At 72.3% G+C, this 17,256-nt stretch carries 15 protein-coding genes and 1 pseudogene; 9 read left to right on the top strand and 7 right to left on the bottom strand.

What is annotated here, in order from left to right; translation table 11 throughout:
* Both ACWEMJ_RS22370 and ACWEMJ_RS22365 read left to right on the top strand, forming a co-directional pair.
* Positions 1-103 (top strand): annotated as a pseudogene (locus ACWEMJ_RS22370) (isopenicillin N synthase family oxygenase); the annotation flags it as partial.
* Positions 104-190: 87 nt separating this feature from the next.
* On the top strand, positions 191-943 hold the full coding sequence (locus tag ACWEMJ_RS22365; protein ID WP_452138858.1) for a MerR family transcriptional regulator: 753 nt from the start codon (positions 191-193) through the stop codon (positions 941-943).
* Here the strand turns inward: ACWEMJ_RS22365 and ACWEMJ_RS22360 are convergent.
* The 4 genes from ACWEMJ_RS22360 to ACWEMJ_RS22345 are packed head-to-tail and all read right to left on the bottom strand — an operon-like array spanning position 931 to position 6,675.
* Positions 931-3,096, bottom strand: coding sequence for a 3-hydroxyacyl-CoA dehydrogenase NAD-binding domain-containing protein (locus tag ACWEMJ_RS22360; RefSeq protein ID WP_452138855.1), 2,166 nt, complete (start codon positions 3,094-3,096; stop codon positions 931-933). The two genes, ACWEMJ_RS22365 and ACWEMJ_RS22360, sit on opposite strands and share 13 nt — an antisense overlap.
* 41 nt (positions 3,097-3,137) lie before the next feature.
* Complete coding sequence (locus tag ACWEMJ_RS22355; protein ID WP_452138854.1) at positions 3,138-4,352, bottom strand: acetyl-CoA C-acetyltransferase; 1,215 nt, start codon at positions 4,350-4,352, stop codon at positions 3,138-3,140.
* 27 nt (positions 4,353-4,379) lie between these two features.
* Positions 4,380-5,522, bottom strand: a complete 1,143-nt coding sequence (locus ACWEMJ_RS22350) for an acyl-CoA dehydrogenase family protein (RefSeq protein ID WP_452138853.1) — start codon at positions 5,520-5,522, stop codon at positions 4,380-4,382.
* Positions 5,523-5,532: 10 nt separating this feature from the next.
* On the bottom strand, positions 5,533-6,675 hold the full coding sequence (locus ACWEMJ_RS22345) for a CaiB/BaiF CoA transferase family protein (RefSeq protein ID WP_452138852.1): 1,143 nt from the start codon (positions 6,673-6,675) through the stop codon (positions 5,533-5,535).
* 136 nt (positions 6,676-6,811) lie between these two features.
* Here ACWEMJ_RS22345 and ACWEMJ_RS22340 point away from each other — a divergent pair, with 136 nt between their 5' ends.
* Positions 6,812-7,549, top strand: coding sequence for a GNAT family N-acetyltransferase (locus ACWEMJ_RS22340; RefSeq protein WP_452138851.1), 738 nt, complete (start codon positions 6,812-6,814; stop codon positions 7,547-7,549).
* 106 nt (positions 7,550-7,655) lie between these two features.
* On the opposite strand, the gene ACWEMJ_RS22335 is transcribed toward ACWEMJ_RS22340, so the two are convergent.
* Positions 7,656-8,861, bottom strand: a complete 1,206-nt coding sequence (locus ACWEMJ_RS22335; RefSeq protein WP_452138850.1) for a PucR family transcriptional regulator — start codon at positions 8,859-8,861, stop codon at positions 7,656-7,658.
* Positions 8,862-8,995: 134 nt separating this feature from the next.
* Between ACWEMJ_RS22335 and ACWEMJ_RS22330 the strand changes: the two genes are divergently transcribed.
* From ACWEMJ_RS22330 to ACWEMJ_RS22320, 3 genes are all read left to right on the top strand, one after another.
* Positions 8,996-10,486, top strand: a complete 1,491-nt coding sequence (locus tag ACWEMJ_RS22330; protein WP_452138849.1) for a flavin-containing monooxygenase — start codon at positions 8,996-8,998, stop codon at positions 10,484-10,486.
* Positions 10,487-10,586: 100 nt separating this feature from the next.
* Complete coding sequence (locus tag ACWEMJ_RS22325; RefSeq protein ID WP_452138848.1) at positions 10,587-10,850, top strand: DUF1876 domain-containing protein; 264 nt, start codon at positions 10,587-10,589, stop codon at positions 10,848-10,850.
* 143 nt (positions 10,851-10,993) lie between these two features.
* Positions 10,994-11,644 carry a Pr6Pr family membrane protein gene (locus tag ACWEMJ_RS22320; RefSeq protein WP_452138847.1) on the top strand — a complete coding sequence of 217 codons (651 nt, stop codon included), beginning with the start codon at positions 10,994-10,996 and terminating at the stop codon, positions 11,642-11,644.
* Positions 11,645-11,650: 6 nt separating this feature from the next.
* On the opposite strand, the gene ACWEMJ_RS22315 is transcribed toward ACWEMJ_RS22320, so the two are convergent.
* Positions 11,651-12,460, bottom strand: a complete 810-nt coding sequence (locus tag ACWEMJ_RS22315; protein ID WP_452138846.1) for an IclR family transcriptional regulator — start codon at positions 12,458-12,460, stop codon at positions 11,651-11,653.
* A 202-nt stretch (positions 12,461-12,662) separates the two neighbouring features.
* On the opposite strand from ACWEMJ_RS22315, the gene ACWEMJ_RS22310 reads away from it, so the two are divergent.
* Genes ACWEMJ_RS22310 through ACWEMJ_RS22300 form a run of 3 tightly spaced genes read left to right on the top strand, consistent with a single transcriptional unit; the run spans position 12,663 to position 15,826 of the window.
* The gene (locus tag ACWEMJ_RS22310; RefSeq protein WP_452138857.1) at positions 12,663-13,961 is read left to right on the top strand and encodes a sugar ABC transporter substrate-binding protein; all 1,299 of its coding nucleotides are present in this window, start codon (positions 12,663-12,665) and stop codon (positions 13,959-13,961) included.
* Positions 13,962-14,006: 45 nt separating this feature from the next.
* The gene (locus tag ACWEMJ_RS22305; RefSeq protein ID WP_452138845.1) at positions 14,007-14,981 is read left to right on the top strand and encodes a carbohydrate ABC transporter permease; all 975 of its coding nucleotides are present in this window, start codon (positions 14,007-14,009) and stop codon (positions 14,979-14,981) included.
* The gene (locus ACWEMJ_RS22300; protein ID WP_452138844.1) at positions 14,978-15,826 is read left to right on the top strand and encodes a carbohydrate ABC transporter permease; all 849 of its coding nucleotides are present in this window, start codon (positions 14,978-14,980) and stop codon (positions 15,824-15,826) included. Before ACWEMJ_RS22305 ends, ACWEMJ_RS22300 begins: the two co-directional genes overlap by 4 nt.
* Before the next feature lie 3 nt (positions 15,827-15,829).
* Here the strand turns inward: ACWEMJ_RS22300 and aroA are convergent, their stop codons facing one another.
* Positions 15,830-17,056 carry a 3-phosphoshikimate 1-carboxyvinyltransferase gene (gene aroA / locus ACWEMJ_RS22295; RefSeq protein ID WP_452138843.1) on the bottom strand — a complete coding sequence of 409 codons (1,227 nt, stop codon included), beginning with the start codon at positions 17,054-17,056 and terminating at the stop codon, positions 15,830-15,832.
* Positions 17,057-17,256: the final 200 nt, after the last annotated feature.

Genomic DNA, 17,256 nt, shown 5'->3' with positions numbered 1-17,256 from the left:
CCCGCTCCACGCCGACTTCGGCTTCAACGAACTCAAGGGCTTCGCCCGCGCCCACCCCGAAGTCACCCGCCGCCACCACAGCACCCTCCTCCTCCGGGCCTGACCGCGGCACCGGGGTCATGGACCGGCGGGTGAGGCCGGTGTCACACTGCTGGTGTCACAGTGGTGCTGGTACGAGGGCTGGGGTGCGATGGGTGGCGGGGAGCTGCGGTTCACGGTGGACGAGCTGGCTGCCCGGGCCGGGGTGACAGTCAGGACGTTGCGGTTCTACGGGGCGAAGGGGTTGCTGCCGCCGCCGGAGTTGGGGCCCCGGCGGGTGGGGCTGTACGGGGCCGAGCACCTGGGGCGGCTGGAGTTGATCGAGGAGTTGCAGCGACAGGGGCTGACGCTGGCCGCGATCGAGCGCTACCTTGCGCAACTGCCTTCAGACATCGGCGAGTTGGACCTGGCGATCCACCGGGCGCTGGTCGCGTCGTGGACGCCGGAGTCGGCGGAGGAGGCCGGGCGGGCGCAGTTGGAGCGGCGGACGGGGCGGGCGCTGTCGGACGCGGACCTGGACCGGCTGGCGGCGATGGGGGCGCTGCACCGCACGGCGGACCCGGACGTGTTCAAGGTGGAGCCGGGCCTGCTGCCGCTGGGGGTGCGGGTGTTGGACGTGCCGATTCCGCTGGAGACGCTGGTGGCGGCGCGGGCGGTGGTGCGGCTGCACAGCCAGGCGACGGCGCACGACCTGCACCGGCTGTTCCGGGACACCGTCTGGCGGCCGTACCGGGAGAGCGGTCCGGGGCCCGAGGAGCTGGAGCGGATGCGGGAGTTGACCGACCGGATCCAGCCGATGGTGGTGCAGGCGCTGGTGACGGCGTTCCAGCGCTCGCTCGCGGAGGAGCTGGCCCGCCCGGCGGAGCGGACGGGCCAGCAGGAGGAGCCGGGTCAGTCGCGGTAGCGGCCGCCGCTCTCCGCGAGGGCGACCAGCGAGGCGGGCGGGGTGAAGCGCTCGCCGTACGCGGCGGCGAGTTCGCGGGCGCGGGCGGTGAAGCCGGCGGGGCCGCCCGGGTAGCCGTTGATGTACTGCAGGACGCCGCCGGTCCAGGCGGGGAAGCCGATGCCGAGGATGGAGCCGATGTTGGCGTCGGCGACCGAGGTGAGCACGTTCTCGTCCAGGCAGCGGACCGAGTCGATGGCCTCGGAGAAGAGCATCCGCTCCTTCATGTCCTCGAACGGGATCTCCGCGCCCGGGCGGGCGAAGTGCTCGCGCAGGCCGGGCCACAGCCGGGTGCGCTTGCCGTCGACGTACTCGTAGAAGCCGGCGCCGCCGCTGCGGCCGGGGCGGTCGAACTCGTCGAGCATCCGGTCCATGACGATCTCGCCGGGGTGCTCGGTCCAGCTGCCGCCGGCCTCCTCGACGGCGCGGCGGGACTCGTTGCGGATCTTGCGCGGCAGGGTGAGGGTGAGCTCGTCCAGCAGCGACAGCACCTTGGCGGGGTAGCCGGCCTGCGCGGCGGCCTGCTCGACGGAGGACGGGTCGAGGCCCTCGCCGATCATCGCGACGCCCTCGTTGAGGAACTGGCCGATGACGCGGGAGGTGAAGAAGCCGCGCGAGTCGTTGACCACGACCGGGGTCTTGCGGATCTGCCGGACCAGGTCGAAGGCGCGGCCGAGGGCCTCGTCGCCGGTCTGCGGCCCGCGGATGATCTCCACCAGCGGCATCTTGTCGACCGGGGAGAAGAAGTGCAGGCCGATGAAGTCGGCGCTCCGCTCGACGCCTTCGGCCAGCAGGCCGATCGGCAGGGTGGAGGTGTTGGAGCACAGCAGCGCGTCGGGGGCGACCACGTGCTGGATCTCCTGGAACACCTTGTGCTTGAGCTCGGGGTTCTCGAAGACCGCCTCGATGACGGTGTCGCAGCCGGCCAGGTCGGCGGCGTCGGCGGTGGGGGTGATCCGGGCCAGGAACTCCTCGCGCTCCTCGGCGGTCAGCCGCCCGCGCTGCACCTGCTTGTCCAGCAGGCCCGCCGAGTAGGCCTTTCCGCGCTCGGCGGCCTCCGGGGTGACGTCCTTGAGCAGCACCGTCAGCCCGGCCTGCGCGCAGGAGTACGCGATGCCCGCGCCCATCATGCCGGCGCCCAGCACGGCGACCTTCGAGGCCTTCCACGCGGGAACCGAACTCGGCCGGGAGGCACCGGAGTTGACGGCCTGCATGTCGAAGAAGAAGGCCTGGATCATGTTCTTGGAGGTGGCGCCGCAGGCCAGCTCGGTGAAGTACCGGGCCTCGATGACGAACGCGGTCTCCACGTCCACCTGGGTGGACTCCACGGCGGCCGCCAGGATGTTGCGCGGCGCGGGGTAGGGCGCGCCGTTGAGCTGCTTGCGCAGGTTGGCGGGGAAGGCCGGCAGGTTGGCGGCGAGCGCGGGGGTGGCGGGGGTGCCGCCGGGGATCTTGTAGCCCTTGGCGTCCCAGGGCTGCGCGCTGACCGGGTTGTCGGCGATGAAGGCGCGGGCCTGCCCGAGCATCTCCTCGGCGCTGGAGGCGAGTTCGTGCACCAGGCCGTGCTGGAGGGCCTGCGCGGGGCGGTACTGGCGGCCCTGCAGCAGGACCTTCAGCAGGGCGTCGGCGATGCCGAGCATCCGCACGGTGCGGACCACGCCGCCGCCGCCGGGCAGCAGGCCGAGGGTGACCTCGGGCAGGCCGATCCTGCTGCCGGGGGCGTCCAGCGCGATCCGGTGGTGGCAGGCGAGGGCGATCTCCAGGCCGCCGCCGAGCGCGGCGCCGTTGATCGCGGCGACCACCGGCTTGCCGAGGGTCTCCAGCCTGCGCAGCGCGCGCTTGATCCGCATCGAGTTGGCGAACACCTGCTCGGCGTCGTCGGGGCCGACCGCGGACAGCAGCTTGAGGTCGCCGCCGGCGAAGAAGGTCTTCTTCGCGGAGGTGACGATGACGCCGGTCAACTCCTCGGTGGCGGCGAGTCGTTCGACGGTGGCTTCGAGCGCGTCGGTGAACGCGGCGTTCATGGTGTTGGCGGACTGCGCGGGGTCGTCGAGGACGAGGGTGACCACGCCGTCCTGGTCCTGCTCCCAGCGGATGGGGCTCACGTCGGTCATTGTGTCGAAGTCCTTGTTCGGATACGTGAGTTGACGGGTGGTCAGATGCGCTCGATGACGGTGGCGATGCCCATGCCGCCGCCCACGCACAGGGTGGCCAGGCCGTAGCGCAGGTCGCGGCGCTCCAGCTCGTCGATCAGGGTGCCGATCAGCATCGCGCCGGTCGCGCCGAGCGGGTGGCCGAGCGCGATCGCGCCGCCGTTGACGTTCACCTGGTCGTGGCGGAAGCCGAGTTCGCGCATGAAGCGGAGCGCGACGGCGGCGAACGCCTCGTTGATCTCGACCAGGTCGATGTCGGCGGCGGTCAGCCCGGCCTTGGCGAGGGCCTTGTGGGTGGCGGGCGCGGGGCCGGTCAGCATGATGGTGGGCTCGGAGCCGGAGACGGCGGCGGAGACGATCCGGGCGCGCGGGGTGAGGCCGTAGCGCTCGCCGACCGCCTTCGAGCCGATCGCGACCAGCGCCGCGCCGTCCACGATGCCGGAGGAGTTGCCGGCGTGGTGGACGTGGTCGATGGACTCCACCCAGTGGTACTTCTGCAGCGCGACGGCGTCGAAACCGCCCAGGTCGCCGATGTCGGCGAAGGACGGCTTCAGTGAGGACAGCGTCTCCACGGTGGTGCCGGGGCGGATGAACTCGTCGCGGCCGAGCACCACCAGGCCGTTGCGGTCGCGCACCGGCACCACCGAGCGGTCGAACAGGCCGTCGGCCTGCGCCTTCGCGGCGCGGGCCTGCGACTCGGCGGCGAACGCGTCCACGTCGGTGCGGGACAGGCCCTCGATGGTGGCGATCAGGTCCGCACCGATGCCCTGCGGGATGAAGCCCGTCTCGTAGGCGGTCATCGGGTCGGCGAACCAGGCGCCGCCGTCGGAGCCCATCCGCACCCGGGACATCGACTCCACGCCGCCGGCCAGGATCAGGTCCTCCCAGCCCGAACGGACCTTCGCCGCGGCCAGGTTGACGGCTTCCAGGCCGGACGCGCAGAAGCGGTTCTCCTGCACGCCGGCCACCGTGTCGGGCAGGCCGGCGGCGATCGCCGCGACCCGGGCGATGTCGGAGCCCTGGTCGCCGATCGGGCTGACCACGCCCAGCACGATGTCGTCGATCGCGGCTGGGTCCAGGGTCGGGAAACGGCGCCGCAGCTCGTGGATCAGGCCGACCACCAGGTCGATCGGCTTGGTGCCGTGCAGGGAGCCGGTCTGCTTGCCGCGTCCGCGCGGGGTGCGGATCGCGTCGTAGACGTACGCTTCGGTGGTCACGGTGTCAGTGCCTTTCAGACGTGTCGGTCAGCCGAGCAGGGAGCGGCCGACGATCTCTTTCATGATCTCGGTGGTGCCGCCGTAGATGGTCTGGACGCGCCCGTCGGTGAACGCCCGGGCCACCGCGCTGTCGCTCATGTAGCCGGAGCCGCCGTGCAGTTGCAGGCAGCGGTCGGCGACCCGCTTCTGCAGTTCGGTCGTCCACCACTTGGCCATCGAGGCGTCGGCCGGCGTCAGGTTGTACGCGTTGTGCTCCCGCACGCAGCGGTCCACGAAGGTCCGGGTGACGGCGCACTCGGTGGCCATCTCGGCGATCTCGAACCGCACGTGCTGCAGCTTCGCCAGCGGACGCCCGAACGCGGTGCGCTGCTTCACGTACGCCGTGGTCTCCTCCAGCACGAACTCCGCGCCGGCGATCGCCGCGACCGCGATCGCCAGCCGCTCCTGGGCGAGGTTGCGCATCAGATACAGGAAGCCCTGGTTCTCCTCGCCGAGCAGGTTCGCCTTCGGCACCCGCACGTCCTGGAAGAACAACTCGGCGGTGTCCTGGGCCTTCTGGCCGATCTTGTCCAGGTTGCGGCCGCGCTCGAAGCCCGGCATGCCGCGCTCCACCACCAGCAGGCTCAGCCCGTGCGCGCCGCCCTCGGCGGTGGTCTTCGCCACCACCACGACCAGGTCCGCCAGGATGCCGTTGGAGATGAACGTCTTCGCGCCGTTCAGCACGTAGTGGTCGCCGGCGTCCACCGCCGTAGTGCGGATCGCCTGCAGGTCGGAGCCGGTGTCGGGCTCGGTCATCGCGATCGCGCTGATCAGCTCGCCCGAGCAGAACCCGGGCAGCCAGCGCTGCTTCTGCTCGTCGTTCGCCAGCCCCGTCAGGTACGGGCCGATGATGTCGTTGTGCAGGCCGATCGCCAGGCCGCTGGCCCCGACCCGGGTGAACTCCTCGGCCAGCACCGCGGCGAACCGGAAGTCCGCGCTGCCCCCGCCGCCGTACCGCTCGTCGACCGCGATGCCCAGCAGGCCCGCCCGGCCGGCCGCCAGCCAGGCGTCGCGGTCGACGATGCCCTGCTGCTCCCAGCGGGCGTGGTGCGGAGTGACCTCCTTGGCGAGGAACGCCCGGACGCTCTCCCGGAAGTCCTCGTGTTCCTCGGTGTAGAGCTCGCGCTGCACGGTGTCTCCTTCAGGAGGCTGTCGGGTCGAGGGACGGTACGGCCCAGTCGCGGGCGACCTCGGCGGTGTGCGCGCCCGGGCGGGCGGGCGCGGTGCGCAGCGCGGCCGGGGTAGCGGAGAACCGCGGGGCGACGCCGGGCTGCACGGCGCCGTGCTGCTCGGTGTACGTGCCGCGCTCCGCCAGATGCGGGTGAGCGACGGCTTGACGGAGCGTCAACACCGGTGCCACGCAGGCGTCGTGGCCCTCGAAGCGCTCCGTCCACGCGGCCCGGGTGCGGGTGGCGAAGCGCTGCGCGATCCGCTCCCGCAGCTCGGGCCAGCGGGCCAGGTCGTACTGGGCGGGGGCGTCGTCGCCGAGCTCCAGCAGGCGGGCGAACTCGGCGTAGAACTGCGGCTCCAGCGGGCCGACGGCCATCCACTCGCCGTCGGCGGTGGCGAAGGTCCCGTACCAGGGCGCGCCACCGTCCAGCAGGTTGACGCCCCGCCGGTCCTGCCACAGGCCCGCGCCGAGCAGGCCCCACAGCATGGTGGACAGGTGCGCCGCACCGTCCACGATCGCCGCGTCGACGACCTGTCCGGTGCCGGTCGCCCGGGCGTGGTGCAGGGCGGCCAGCAGGCCGACCACCAGGTACAGCGAGCCGCCCGCGTAGTCGCCCAGCAGGTTGGCGGGGATCGCCGGCGGGCCGTCCGCCGGCCCGATCAGGCCGAGGACGCCGGAGGTCGCCAGGTAGGTGATGTCGTGGCCGGCGCGGTCGGCCAGCGGGCCCGACTGGCCCCAGCCGGTCATCCGCCCGTACACCAGCGCCGGGTTGCGGGCCAGGCACGGCTCGGGGCCGACGCCCAGCCGCTCGGCGACGCCGGGACGGTAGCCCTCGATCAACAGGTCGGCGCGGGCGGCCAGTTCGAGCACCTGGGCGACGCCGGCCGGGTCCTTCAGGTCGACCACGACGGAGCGCTTGTTGCGGTTGGTGAGGTCCTGCTCCGGGGGCGGCCCGAGCACCTGCCCGCCCGGGCGGTCCACCCGCACCACGTCGGCCCCCAGGTCGGCGAGCAGCATCGCGGCGAACGGGCCGGGCCCGATGCCCGCCAGCTCCAGGACCCGGACGCCCGCGAGCGGCCCGGCGGCCGCGGCGGGGGGTGTTGCGGGGGTCATCGGCGACCGCCTCCCAGGTTTGACAGTAAAGCTGTCACAGTGGCGATGATAGGGATGCGACTCGTCAGTAACAAGAGTCCGCGGACCGGCGTGCGCCACCATGGAACGGCACCCCACCGACCGGAGGGAAACCACCATGCCCGACCGCGACACCGCCGCCCTCGACGACCCCGTCGCCGCGGCCCTGTCCGGCCCGCACGCCCACCTGGCCCGCCGCCACGGCCGTGCGGCCAGCTACCAGGCCGACGTCGCCGGCATCTCCACCTTCACCGCCCACCCCGACGCCGACGCCTGGGACGAACTCGGCCACCTCCTCGGCGCCGACGCGTTCGTCCTCCTCTTCGACTGCCCCGCCCTGCCGCCCTCCCACTGGGTGCCCGAATTCGCCATGGGCGGCTACCGGATGATCCACACCGGCCCCCGGCTCCCGCTCCCCCGCCAGGCCCCCGACATCGTCGAACTCGGCCCCGCGGACGTCCCCGAGATGCTCGCCCTCGTCGAACGCACCCGCCCCGGGCCGTTCCACACCCGCACCATCGAACTCGGCACCTACCTGGGCATCCGGGAGAACGGGGCGCTCGTCGCGATGGCCGGCGAGAGGCTCAAGCCGCCGGGCTGGACCGAGGTCAGCGCCGTCTGCACCGCCCCCGAGGCCCGCGGCCGGGGCCACGCCGCGACGCTCATCACCGCCCTGCTCCACCGGATCACCGACCGCGGCGAACGCCCCTTCCTCCACGTCACCGCCGAGAATCCCGCCCTCGCCCTCTACGAACGCCTCGGCTTCACCATCCGCACCGACGTCACCTTCCGCGGCCTCCGGGTGCGAAACCGGGGGCGCGGGGAACTGCGCGAAGGGGAACGCACCACGTCCTGAGGATCGCGACGCAGGACAATGACCTGCACTTGATCGCGACCTTGCGGACGTGAGCTCCCATCCCGCGCAGTTCCCCGCGCCCCCGGTTGTGCTCTCCCTGGCCTCGTCACCGTTGCCAGTGGCGGATCTCCAGCGCCGCCGCCACCTCCAGCGGATTCTCGGCGAGCGGCCTCGGCAGCAGCGCCTCCGCGTGGGCGAGCCGCCGTAGCAGCGTGTTGCGGTGGGTGAACAGTCGCGCCGCCGCCCGCGTCGCGTTGCACTGTTCGGCGAGGTAGGCGCGGACGGCCTCCGCCGCGGGGCCGTCGAGCGCGCCGAGGACCCGGCGGGCGAAGCGGTCCGCGCCGTCGAGGTCCTGGGTGAGCAGGGCGACGAGTTCGACGTCCTGGTGCGAGGCGAGGCGCTGCGCGGAGGCAAGGCGGGCGAGCATCCGCTGGGTGGTGAGCGCGTCGAGGTGGCTGCGGCGGAAGCCGTTGACGCCGGCCGCGGCGGGGCCGAGGGCGACCCGGACGGCGGGGAGCCGTTCCAGGCCGGCCCGCAGCGCGGCGGGGTCGGGTCGGGCCGAGGCCCAGAGCCAGCGCGTCGCGGCGCTCGCGGTGACGTCCAGCACCGGGGGCCGTCCCGCCGAGGACGCCAACAGGTCGGCGGCGCGGTCGAGTTGGGCGAAGTCCTGGTCGAGGTCGTCCACCCACAGGACGGCCGCCGTGTGCGTCGCGGTGAGCGGGTAGCCCAGCCGGGCCTCCGCGCGGGCCCGCGCGATGGGCGCGCCGTCCAGCAGCAGCGTGACGGCGTGCAGCCGCTCCGCGTGGTTGGAGCCGCTGAGCGCGGCGCGTTCGGCGCGCAGCAGGGCGGACATCTCGCCGACGCAGGCGTCCACGAAGGCGGAGATGGAGCGCAGCGAGACGTCCAGCAGGTCGCGCAGTTCGTCCGGGTCGGTGGTGAGCGTGCAGGCGATCCTGGTCCACAGGCGGACGGCGACGCTCTCGCCGGCCCGGTAGGAGTCGAGCGCGGATTCGTCCAGGCCGCGGCGGACGATGTCGCGGGCGACGATCCGCTGCTCCTCGTCCTCCGGGCCGGCGGCGGGGACGGGCGCGCCGGGGGCGGTGACGTTGGCGGCGGCCCAGCGCAGCAGGTTGGAGCGGTTGACGCGGCGCAGTCCGGCGGACAGTACGGGGTCGTCGGCGATGGGGCGCCGGGTCTCGCCGGCGAGGGTGGCGGCGTCGAGTTCGGCCAGCCACTCGGGCGGCGGGTTGAGGGCGGTCTCGGCGCCCTGGCGGATCAGCCGGCGGATCCGGGGCGGGGGCAGCGGCGGCATGCCCGTCACGCTAGTGGTGCACAGTGCACCGGGGAAGGGGCGGTACGGTGCAGGTTGAACCTGGGCAACTGCCGTGCACGCTGGGGACGATGACGGGGTTCCGCCCACCGTCCTGCCACCCTCGGGAGCCGCCCGTGTCCACCGCAGCCGCCGCGCACCACGACCGGACCGCCGCGCCGGTCGAGCACCTGGACGTGCTGATCGTCGGCGCCGGGATCTCCGGCATCGGCGCGGGCCGCTACCTGACGGCCGAGCTGCCGGGGAAGTCGTTCGCGATCCTGGAGGCCCGGGCCGACCTCGGCGGCACCTGGGACCTGTTCCGCTACCCGGGCATACGGTCCGACTCGGACCTGCACACCTTCGGCTACGCGTTCAAGCCGTGGCGGGAGAAGGAGTCGATCGCCGACGCCCCGCAGATCCTGTCCTACCTGCGCGAAACCGTCCGGGAGAACGGTCTGCAGGACCGCATCCGCTACCACCACCGGGTGCTGGAGGCGTCCTGGTCGACGCCGGAGGCCCGCTGGACGGTCCGGGTGGAGCGGGCCGACACCGGCGAGCAGCTCACCCTGACCTGCGACTGGCTGTTCTGCGCGATGGGCTACTACCGCTACGACCGGGGCTTCACGCCGGAGTTCGAGGGGCTGGAGCGCTACACCGGCACCGTCGTCCACCCGCAGCACTGGCCCGACGACCTCGACCACGGCGGCAAGCGGGTCCTGGTGATCGGCAGCGGCGCGACGGCCGTCACCCTGGTGCCGGCGATGGCCCGGCGGGCCCGGCGGGTGACCATGCTGCAGCGCACGCCGACGTACATCATGCCGGTGCCGCGCCGCGACCCGGTCGCGAACCTGCTGCGCCGCGTCCTGGGCGACGAACGGGGCTACGCGCTGGCCCGGCGCAAGAACATCGCGCAGCAGTACGCGATCTGGTCGTTCTGCCAGCGGCACCCGAAGGCCGCGCGGCGGATCATCCGCTGGGTCAACGCCCGGCAGCTGCCCAAGGGCTACCCGGTGGACGAGCACTTCAGCCCCCCGTACGACCCGTGGGACCAGCGGCTGTGCGCCGTCCCCGACGGCGACCTGTTCAAGGCGATCCGCGAGCGCCGGGCGGACGTGGTCACCGACCGGATCCGCACCTTCACCGAGCACGGGGTGCTGCTGGAGTCCGGGCGGGAGCTGGCGGCGGACATCGTGGTCACCGCGACCGGGCTGAACGTGCAGGCGTTCGGCGGCGTCCCGATGAGCGTGGACGGCGAGCCGGTGCGGCTGGCGGAGACCGTCGCGTTCAAGGGCATGATGCTCTCCGGCGTGCCCAACTTCGCGTACGCGGTCGGCTACACCAACTCCTCCTGGACGCTCAAGGTCGGCCTGCTGTGCGAGCACTTCTGCCGCCTGCTGGCGCACATGGACCGGCGCGGGCACCGGGTCTGCCGCCCCGAGCCCGCCGACCCCGCGATGCCCACCCGGCCGTTCCTGGACTTCGCGGCCGGCTACATCCGCCGCGCCGTGGACGGGCTGCCCCGGCAGGGCGACCGGGGGCCGTGGCGGACCTCCAGCAGCTACCGGGACGACGCCCGGACGCTCGGCCGGGGCAGCGTCACCGACCCCGAGCTGCACTTCTCCTGAACCGGCCCGCCGCCCCTTGCCCCCCGCCGGGCGGGGGCGGACGCTGGGAGGAAGGCGCACCGGCCGCCCGTCGCCGGTGCGCACGGGAAGGTGACACGCCATGCAGAACCACTGGATCGTCGACCTGACCTTCGACGAGGACGAGTCCCGCACCACCTGCACCGCCACGCTCAGCGGGTTCAGCGCGCCCGGCGCCCAGGGCCAGGGCATGGCCCGCCGAAATCCGATCGACGACGCGGACAGCGTCATCGGCGAGGAACTGGCGGCGGCCCGCGCCTGCCACGACCTCGCCCATCAGCTCAACGGGCGCGCCGCCCACGGGATCGAGAGCCACACCCACAACCCGGCGAACCTCCCGCTCTGACCCTCCCGGGGAGGGCCGAACTCCCGTACCGGGCGGGCCCGTCCAGCGACCGGTGATCTTTTCCGACTGTCGAACCGGCAGGTAGAGTGCGGCGATCAGTCGTGCCCACGGGGGGCACCCGCGAGACGAACACCGGTGACCGCATGACCGTCTGGACCCGGCCCGCCCTGTGGTGGCGCTGCGCCATCGCCCTGTCCGCGTTCCTGGGGATCTACCTCAGCAACAGCTCGCTGGTGTACTTCACGCTCCAGAGCAACGTGCTCGTCCTCGGGTACTTCCTCGGCGCGGCCTACTGGATGACGAAGCGGGGCACCGTCGACGCCCCGGCGCCCCGGCTGCGCGGCGCCGTCGTGCTGTACATCACCATCACCGGCATCGTCGCGCACGTGCTGCTCAACCACGGCGAGAACCCGCTGCCCGGCCTGTTCTCCGGCCCCGACCGCCTCCAGCACTGGTCGAGCTTCTTCCTGCACTACACCACCCCGCTGATGGTGCTCGCCGACTGGCTGCTGCTCGCCCCCCGCAACGCCTCCCGCTGGCGCGACCTCCCGCTCTGGCTCTCCTACCCCCTCGGCTACGCCTTCCTCACCGAGGCCCGCGCCATCGCCTTCCCGGACTTCCCGCTGCGCTACCCCTACTTCTTCCTCGACCCCACCGAGAAGGGCTACGGCTGGGTCGCCCTCCAAATGGTCCAGCTCACCGCCGAGTTCATCGTCCTCGCCGCCCTGGTCGTCGCCCTCGACCGCCTCGGCACCAAGCTCCGCCGCCCCACCCCCGAACCCCAACAGGCCTGACGGCCGTCACCGGGTGGAGCCCATCGTGCGGGAGACGCGGGAGGCGGTGGCGGCGACGACCGGGCCGAGTTCGCGGGCGCGGGCGGCGGTGATGCGGGAGGTGAGGGCGGAGGTGGAGATGGCGCCGATGACGGTGTTGTTGTGGTCGAAGACGGGGGCGGCGATGCAGCGGACCTCGGGTTCGTTCTCGCGGTCGTCGACGGCGTAGCCGCGGCTGCGGATGCGGGTGAGGTCGGCGGCCAGGGCGGCGGCCGAGGTGAGGGTGCGCGGGGTGATCGCGGGGAGGCCGTGGGCGACCACGGTGGCGAAGGCGTCCTCGGGCATCCAGGCGAGCATGGCCTTGCCGACGGCCGTGCAGTACATCGGGGCGCGGCTGCCGATCCGGGAGGCCATCCGGACGGCGGTCTCGTTCTCGACCTTGTCGACGTAGACCACGTACGGGGCGTCGGGGACGCACAGGTGGACGGTGCCGCCGACCTCGCGCATCAGGTGGTGGGCCTCCTCGGAGGCGGCGGTGCGCAGGTCGAGGGTGGCCAGGTAGGCCTGCCCCAGGCGCAGCGAGCCGGGGCCGAGGCGGTAGTGTCCGGTGTCGCGGTCGCGGGCGAGCAGTTGGGCGTCGACGAGCGGCGCGGCGAGCCGCAGCACCGTGGACTTGGACATGCCGAGGCCGTCGGCGAGTGCGGTGAGGCTGAGGTCGGGGCCGGCCGCGGCGTGGTCGCGGACGTGTTCGAGCACGGCCAGGGCTCGGCGCAGCGACGCGGACTGGTTGCGTTCCGGCCGGTCGGCGGGCCGGCTGTCGGCGGCGGTGCTGGTCATGGGGTGTGACGGTACGTCCCGTCCGGCCGGGTTGCCAGTTCCGCAGAACATCGTTTTGCAGTGCACAACTTTCGCGCTCCCCTCTTGTCGGCGCACCCGGTGACTTCCTAACGTCCCGCTCACACTGATCCCCCACCGCATGTCCCGGTTCCGTCCGGATCGTGCAGGTACGTCCCGCTTCGGCGAGGAGATGACGTTGAGCATGAAGAAGCTGGCCCGTGGTGCCGCCCTTGCCGTGCTGGCGGGCACCGTGGCGACTGCCTGCGCACCGGGCACCGCCAAGACCGCCTCGTCGGAGGACAAGCAGACCGGCACCGTGAAGGTGTGGCTGTACGACGAGGCGAACCGGGCCCCGAAGGAGCAGGTGGTGGCGCAGGCCATCGCCGACTTCAAGGCCAAGCACTCCGGTGTGGACGTGCAGGTCTCGTACATCCCGACGGACGCCGGTCCGCGCGCGGAGAAGATGAAGGGCGCGTTCAACGACCCGTCCTCCGCTCCGGACGTGGTGGAGTTCGGCAACACCGACCTGTTCGGCTACACGGCGTCGGGCGGCCTCGCCGACATCACCTCCGACCTGGCGAACTGGGAGGAGGGCAAGGACCTGCCGCAGGACCTGAAGGACACCGCGGTGGTGGACGGCAAGACCTACGGCCTGCCGTGGTGGCTGGGCGTGCGCGCGCTGTACTACCGCACCGACCTGTTCACCGAGCTGAACCTGCAGGCGCCGACCACCTACGCGGAGCTGAAGACGGCGGCGGAGAAGATCCGTTCGGCGCACGGCGACATGCTGGGCATCGCGGTCGGCGGCAAGTACACCTTCGGCGCGCTGCCGTTCGTCTGGGCGAACGGCGGCGACCTGGCGACGCAGAGCGGCACCGCGTACACCTCGGCGATCGACTCGGCGAAGTCGCAGGCCGGCGTGAAGGCGTACACCGACCTGTTCTCGGACGGGATCTGTCCGGCGCAGCAGTGCGCCGACCTGACCGGCGGCAAGACCGTGGAGTCGTTCGCGGCGGGCAAGGCCGGCATGGCGATCCTGCCGAACTCCTCGCGCGGCGCGGTCGAGGCGGGTGCGGCGAAGGGCAAGTACGGGATCGTGCCGCTGCCGGGCCCGGCAGCCGGGAAGATCGCCCCGGCGTTCTCCGGCGGCAACGACCTGGGTGTCATGAAGTCCACCAAGCACCGCAGCCTGGCGGTCGACTTCATCAAGGAACTGGCGTCCAAGAAGAACCAGCTGGCGCTGTTCGACGCGATGGGCAACCTGCCGACGCTGTCCTCGGCGCGCGCCGAGGTGGTGCAGAAGCAGCCGTGGCTGAAGCCGTTCACGGACACCATCGAGGCGGGCACCAAGTTCGTCCCGAAGGACGCCGCCTGGGCGAAGATCGACGCCCAGAACGTGGTGCCGACGATGCTGCAGAAGGTCATCACCGGCAAGGCCGACGTGGCTGCCGCGACCAAGGAGGCGGCGGCCGCGATGAACTCCTCGTTCAGCGGCAAGTGATCGGCGAGTAAGCGTCAACTCGTAGTAACAGAACGGAAGTTGTCGATGCCTGCCACGACCGTCACCGCCCGGGCGGACCACGGGGACACCCCGGTCCGCCCGGCGGGCGGGGCCCCCGCGAAGGGCCGCCGCCGATCCGGGCCGCTCGCCCGGATTCCCGTCCCGCTGTGGCTGCTGCTGCCGGCCGCGCTGGTGCTGATCCCGCTGTTCGGCTATCCGCTGTACCAGCTGGGCCTGCTGTCGGTGCTGAAGTTCGGCCAGCCGCAGGCCTCCGGCGGGGTGCCGACCGAGTTCGTCGGACTGTCCAACTACACGGACGTCCTGGGCGATTCGCAGTTCTGGTCGGTGCTCGGCCAGACCCTGGCGTTCGCGGCGTTCTGCGTGGTCGCCACCCTGGTGGTCGGCGCGGTCTGCGCGGTGCTGCTGACCCGGGTCGGCAAGTGGCCCCGGCTGCTGCTGATGTTCGGCGCGCTCGGCGCGTGGGCCGCGCCCGCGATGACCGGCTCCACGGTGTGGATGTTCCTGCTGGACACCAACTCCGGCCTGGTCAACGAGATCCTCGGCACCCAGGGCCACAACTGGATGTACGACAAGTGGTCGGCGTTCGCGATGGTCGCCGTGGTCGTGGTCTGGCACAGCTTCCCGTTCGTGATGATCACCCTGTACGCGGGCATCCAGGCGATCCCGGACTCCGTCCTGGAGGCCGCCCGCCTGGACGGCGCCGGCACCGCCACGATCTTCCGCCGGATCATACTGCCGATGCTGCGCCCGCTGCTGGTGATCGTGGTCATCCAGTCGATCATCTGGGACTTCAAGGTCTTCACCCAGATCTACGTGATGACGGGCGGCGGCGGCATCGCCGGCCAGAACCTGGTCCTGAACGTGTACGCCTACCAGAAGGCCTTCGTCGCGGAGAACTACAGCCTCGGCGCGGCCATCGGCGTCCTGATGACGCTGATCCTGCTGGCCGTCACCGCCGTGTACATCCGCAGCCTGCGCCGCTCCGGGGAGGAACTGTGAAGCGCGACAACCGCGTCCTGAGGCAGGGCGCGAACGTGACGGCGATCGTGCTCGCCCTGCTGACCGTCTTCCCGCTGTACTGGATGGTGCTCTCGGCGCTCAAGCCGAAGGGCGAGATCACCTCCGCGCACCCGCGGCCCTGGACGTTCGCCCCGACGCTGGAGAACTTCCGCAACGCGCTGGGGGTCTCGGGCTTCGGCCGGTACTTCCTGAACAGCCTGCTGGTGGCCGGCGTCGTGGTGGTGGTCTCCGCCCTGATCGCGTTCCTGGCGGCCGTCGCGCTGTCCCGGTTCAGGTTCCGGTTCCGGACCACCATTCTGATCATGTTCCTGGTCGCGCAGATGGTGCCCGTCGAGGCGCTCACCATCCCGCTGTTCTTCCTGGTCCGCGACATCGGCACGGTCGCCCCCGGCTTCGGCCTGTCCTCGCTGGGCGCGCTGATGCTGGTCAACCTGGCGTTCTCGCTGCCGTTCGCGGTCTGGATGCTGCGCGGCTTCGTCGCCGCCGTCCCCGAGTCGCTGGAGGAGGCCGCCCGGATCGACGGCGCGAGCCGCTTCACCATCCTGTGGCGCATCCTGTTCCCGCTGGTCGCCCCCGGCCTCGCGGCGACCAGCGTGTTCTCCTTCATCACCGCCTGGAACGACTTCGTCTTCGCCAAGACGCTGATCCTGGACACCGACCACCAGACGCTGCCGGCCGCGCTGATGGTGTTCTTCAAGCCGGACGAGAACGACTGGGGCGGCATCATGGCCGCCTCCACCCTGATGACCGTCCCGGTGCTGATCTTCTTCGTCCTGGTCCAGCGGCACATGGTGTCCGGGCTCGGCGGCGCCGTGAAGGACTGAGGGCTACTCCTCCCGGGCCCACGCGGCGAACGCCTCGTGGAAGCCCGGGAAGGTCTTGCGCACACACCCCGGGTCGTCGAACGCGATGCCCGGGGTTCGCAGTCCCGTGACGGCGAACGACATCACGATCCGGTGGTCGCCGTGGCTGGCGATCTCCGCGGGCCTCGGCGCCCCGGGCCGGATCTCGATCCAGTCCCGTCCGGTCCGCGCGTCGATGCCGAGCCGGCGCAGGTTCTCCGCGCAGGCGTCCAGCCGGTCGCACTCCTTGACCCGGGTGTTGTACACGTCCTCGATCCGCACCGGCCCCGAGGCGAACGGGGCGATCGCGGCGAGGGTCGGCATGGTGTCGGAGATGTCCCGCATGTTGACGGTGCCGCCGGTCAGCGTCCCGCCGGTGACGGTGGTGGCGTCCGCGCCGATCTCCACCTTCGCGCCCAGCTCCGCCAGCACCTCGACGAACCGCAGGTCGCCCTGGAGCGCGCCCCGCCCCAGGCCCGGCACCGTCACCCGGCGGCCCGTCACCGCGGCCGCCGCGAAGAAGTACGACGCCGTCGACGCGTCCGGCTCGATCGCGTACCTGGTCGCCGTGTAACCGCCCGGCGGCACGTGGAAGGTGTCGCCCGCGCGCTCCACCTCGACGCCGAAGCTCCGCATCATCGCGAGCGTGATCTCCACGTAGGGCGCGGAGACCAGGTCCGTCACCGTGATCCGCAGCCCCTCCCGGGTCAGCGGCCCGAGCAGCAGCAGCGCCGTCAGGTACTGCGAGGACAGCCCCGCGTCGAGCGTCACCTCCCCGCCCTTCACCCCGTCCGTCCGCACGCTCAGCGGGTGGTGGCCCTCCGCCCCGTGGCACTCCACCGCCACGCCCAGCGCCCTGAGCGCCTCCGTCAGCGGGCCGAGCGGGCGCCGCCGCATCTGCGCCGAGGCGTCGAAGTGGAACGTCCCCCGGCCCGCCGCGGCCAGCGCCGGCAGGAACCGCGCCGTGGTGGCCCCGTCCCGGCAGAACACCCGCGCCCCGTCCGCCGCCGGGCCCTGCGGCCGCCCGCCGACCCGCCAGCGCCCCTCGCCCCGCTCCACCTCGTACCCCAGCGCGAGGAGCCCCTGCGCGAAGCCCTCGGTGTCGTCCGACACCAGCGGCCGCACCAACTCCGTCGTCCCGTCCGCCGCCGCCGCCAGGAACAGCGCCCGCGCGGTGACCGACTTCGACCCGGGAACCTCGACCACACCCACAGCGCCACTCCGATCCGGCCGACAGCACAACCACCGCCGATCCTGCCCCGTCCCGGTTACGCGAGACGGATCGTCCCACCCCTCGGACATCGGGGCGGCGTCCCGGCGGGCCGTGCGTGGTCCGTACCCGCCCCTTCCGGTTGCGTCAATTCGCCTGACAGCGCGCCTGCGACGTGCGAAACTGTCATGCCTTCAAGCCA

The sequence above is a fragment of the Kitasatospora sp. NPDC004531 genome, from assembly GCF_053602195.1.
The sequence above is the reverse complement of the archived record's forward strand: the minus strand, read 5'-3'. Positions and strand labels throughout refer to the sequence as shown.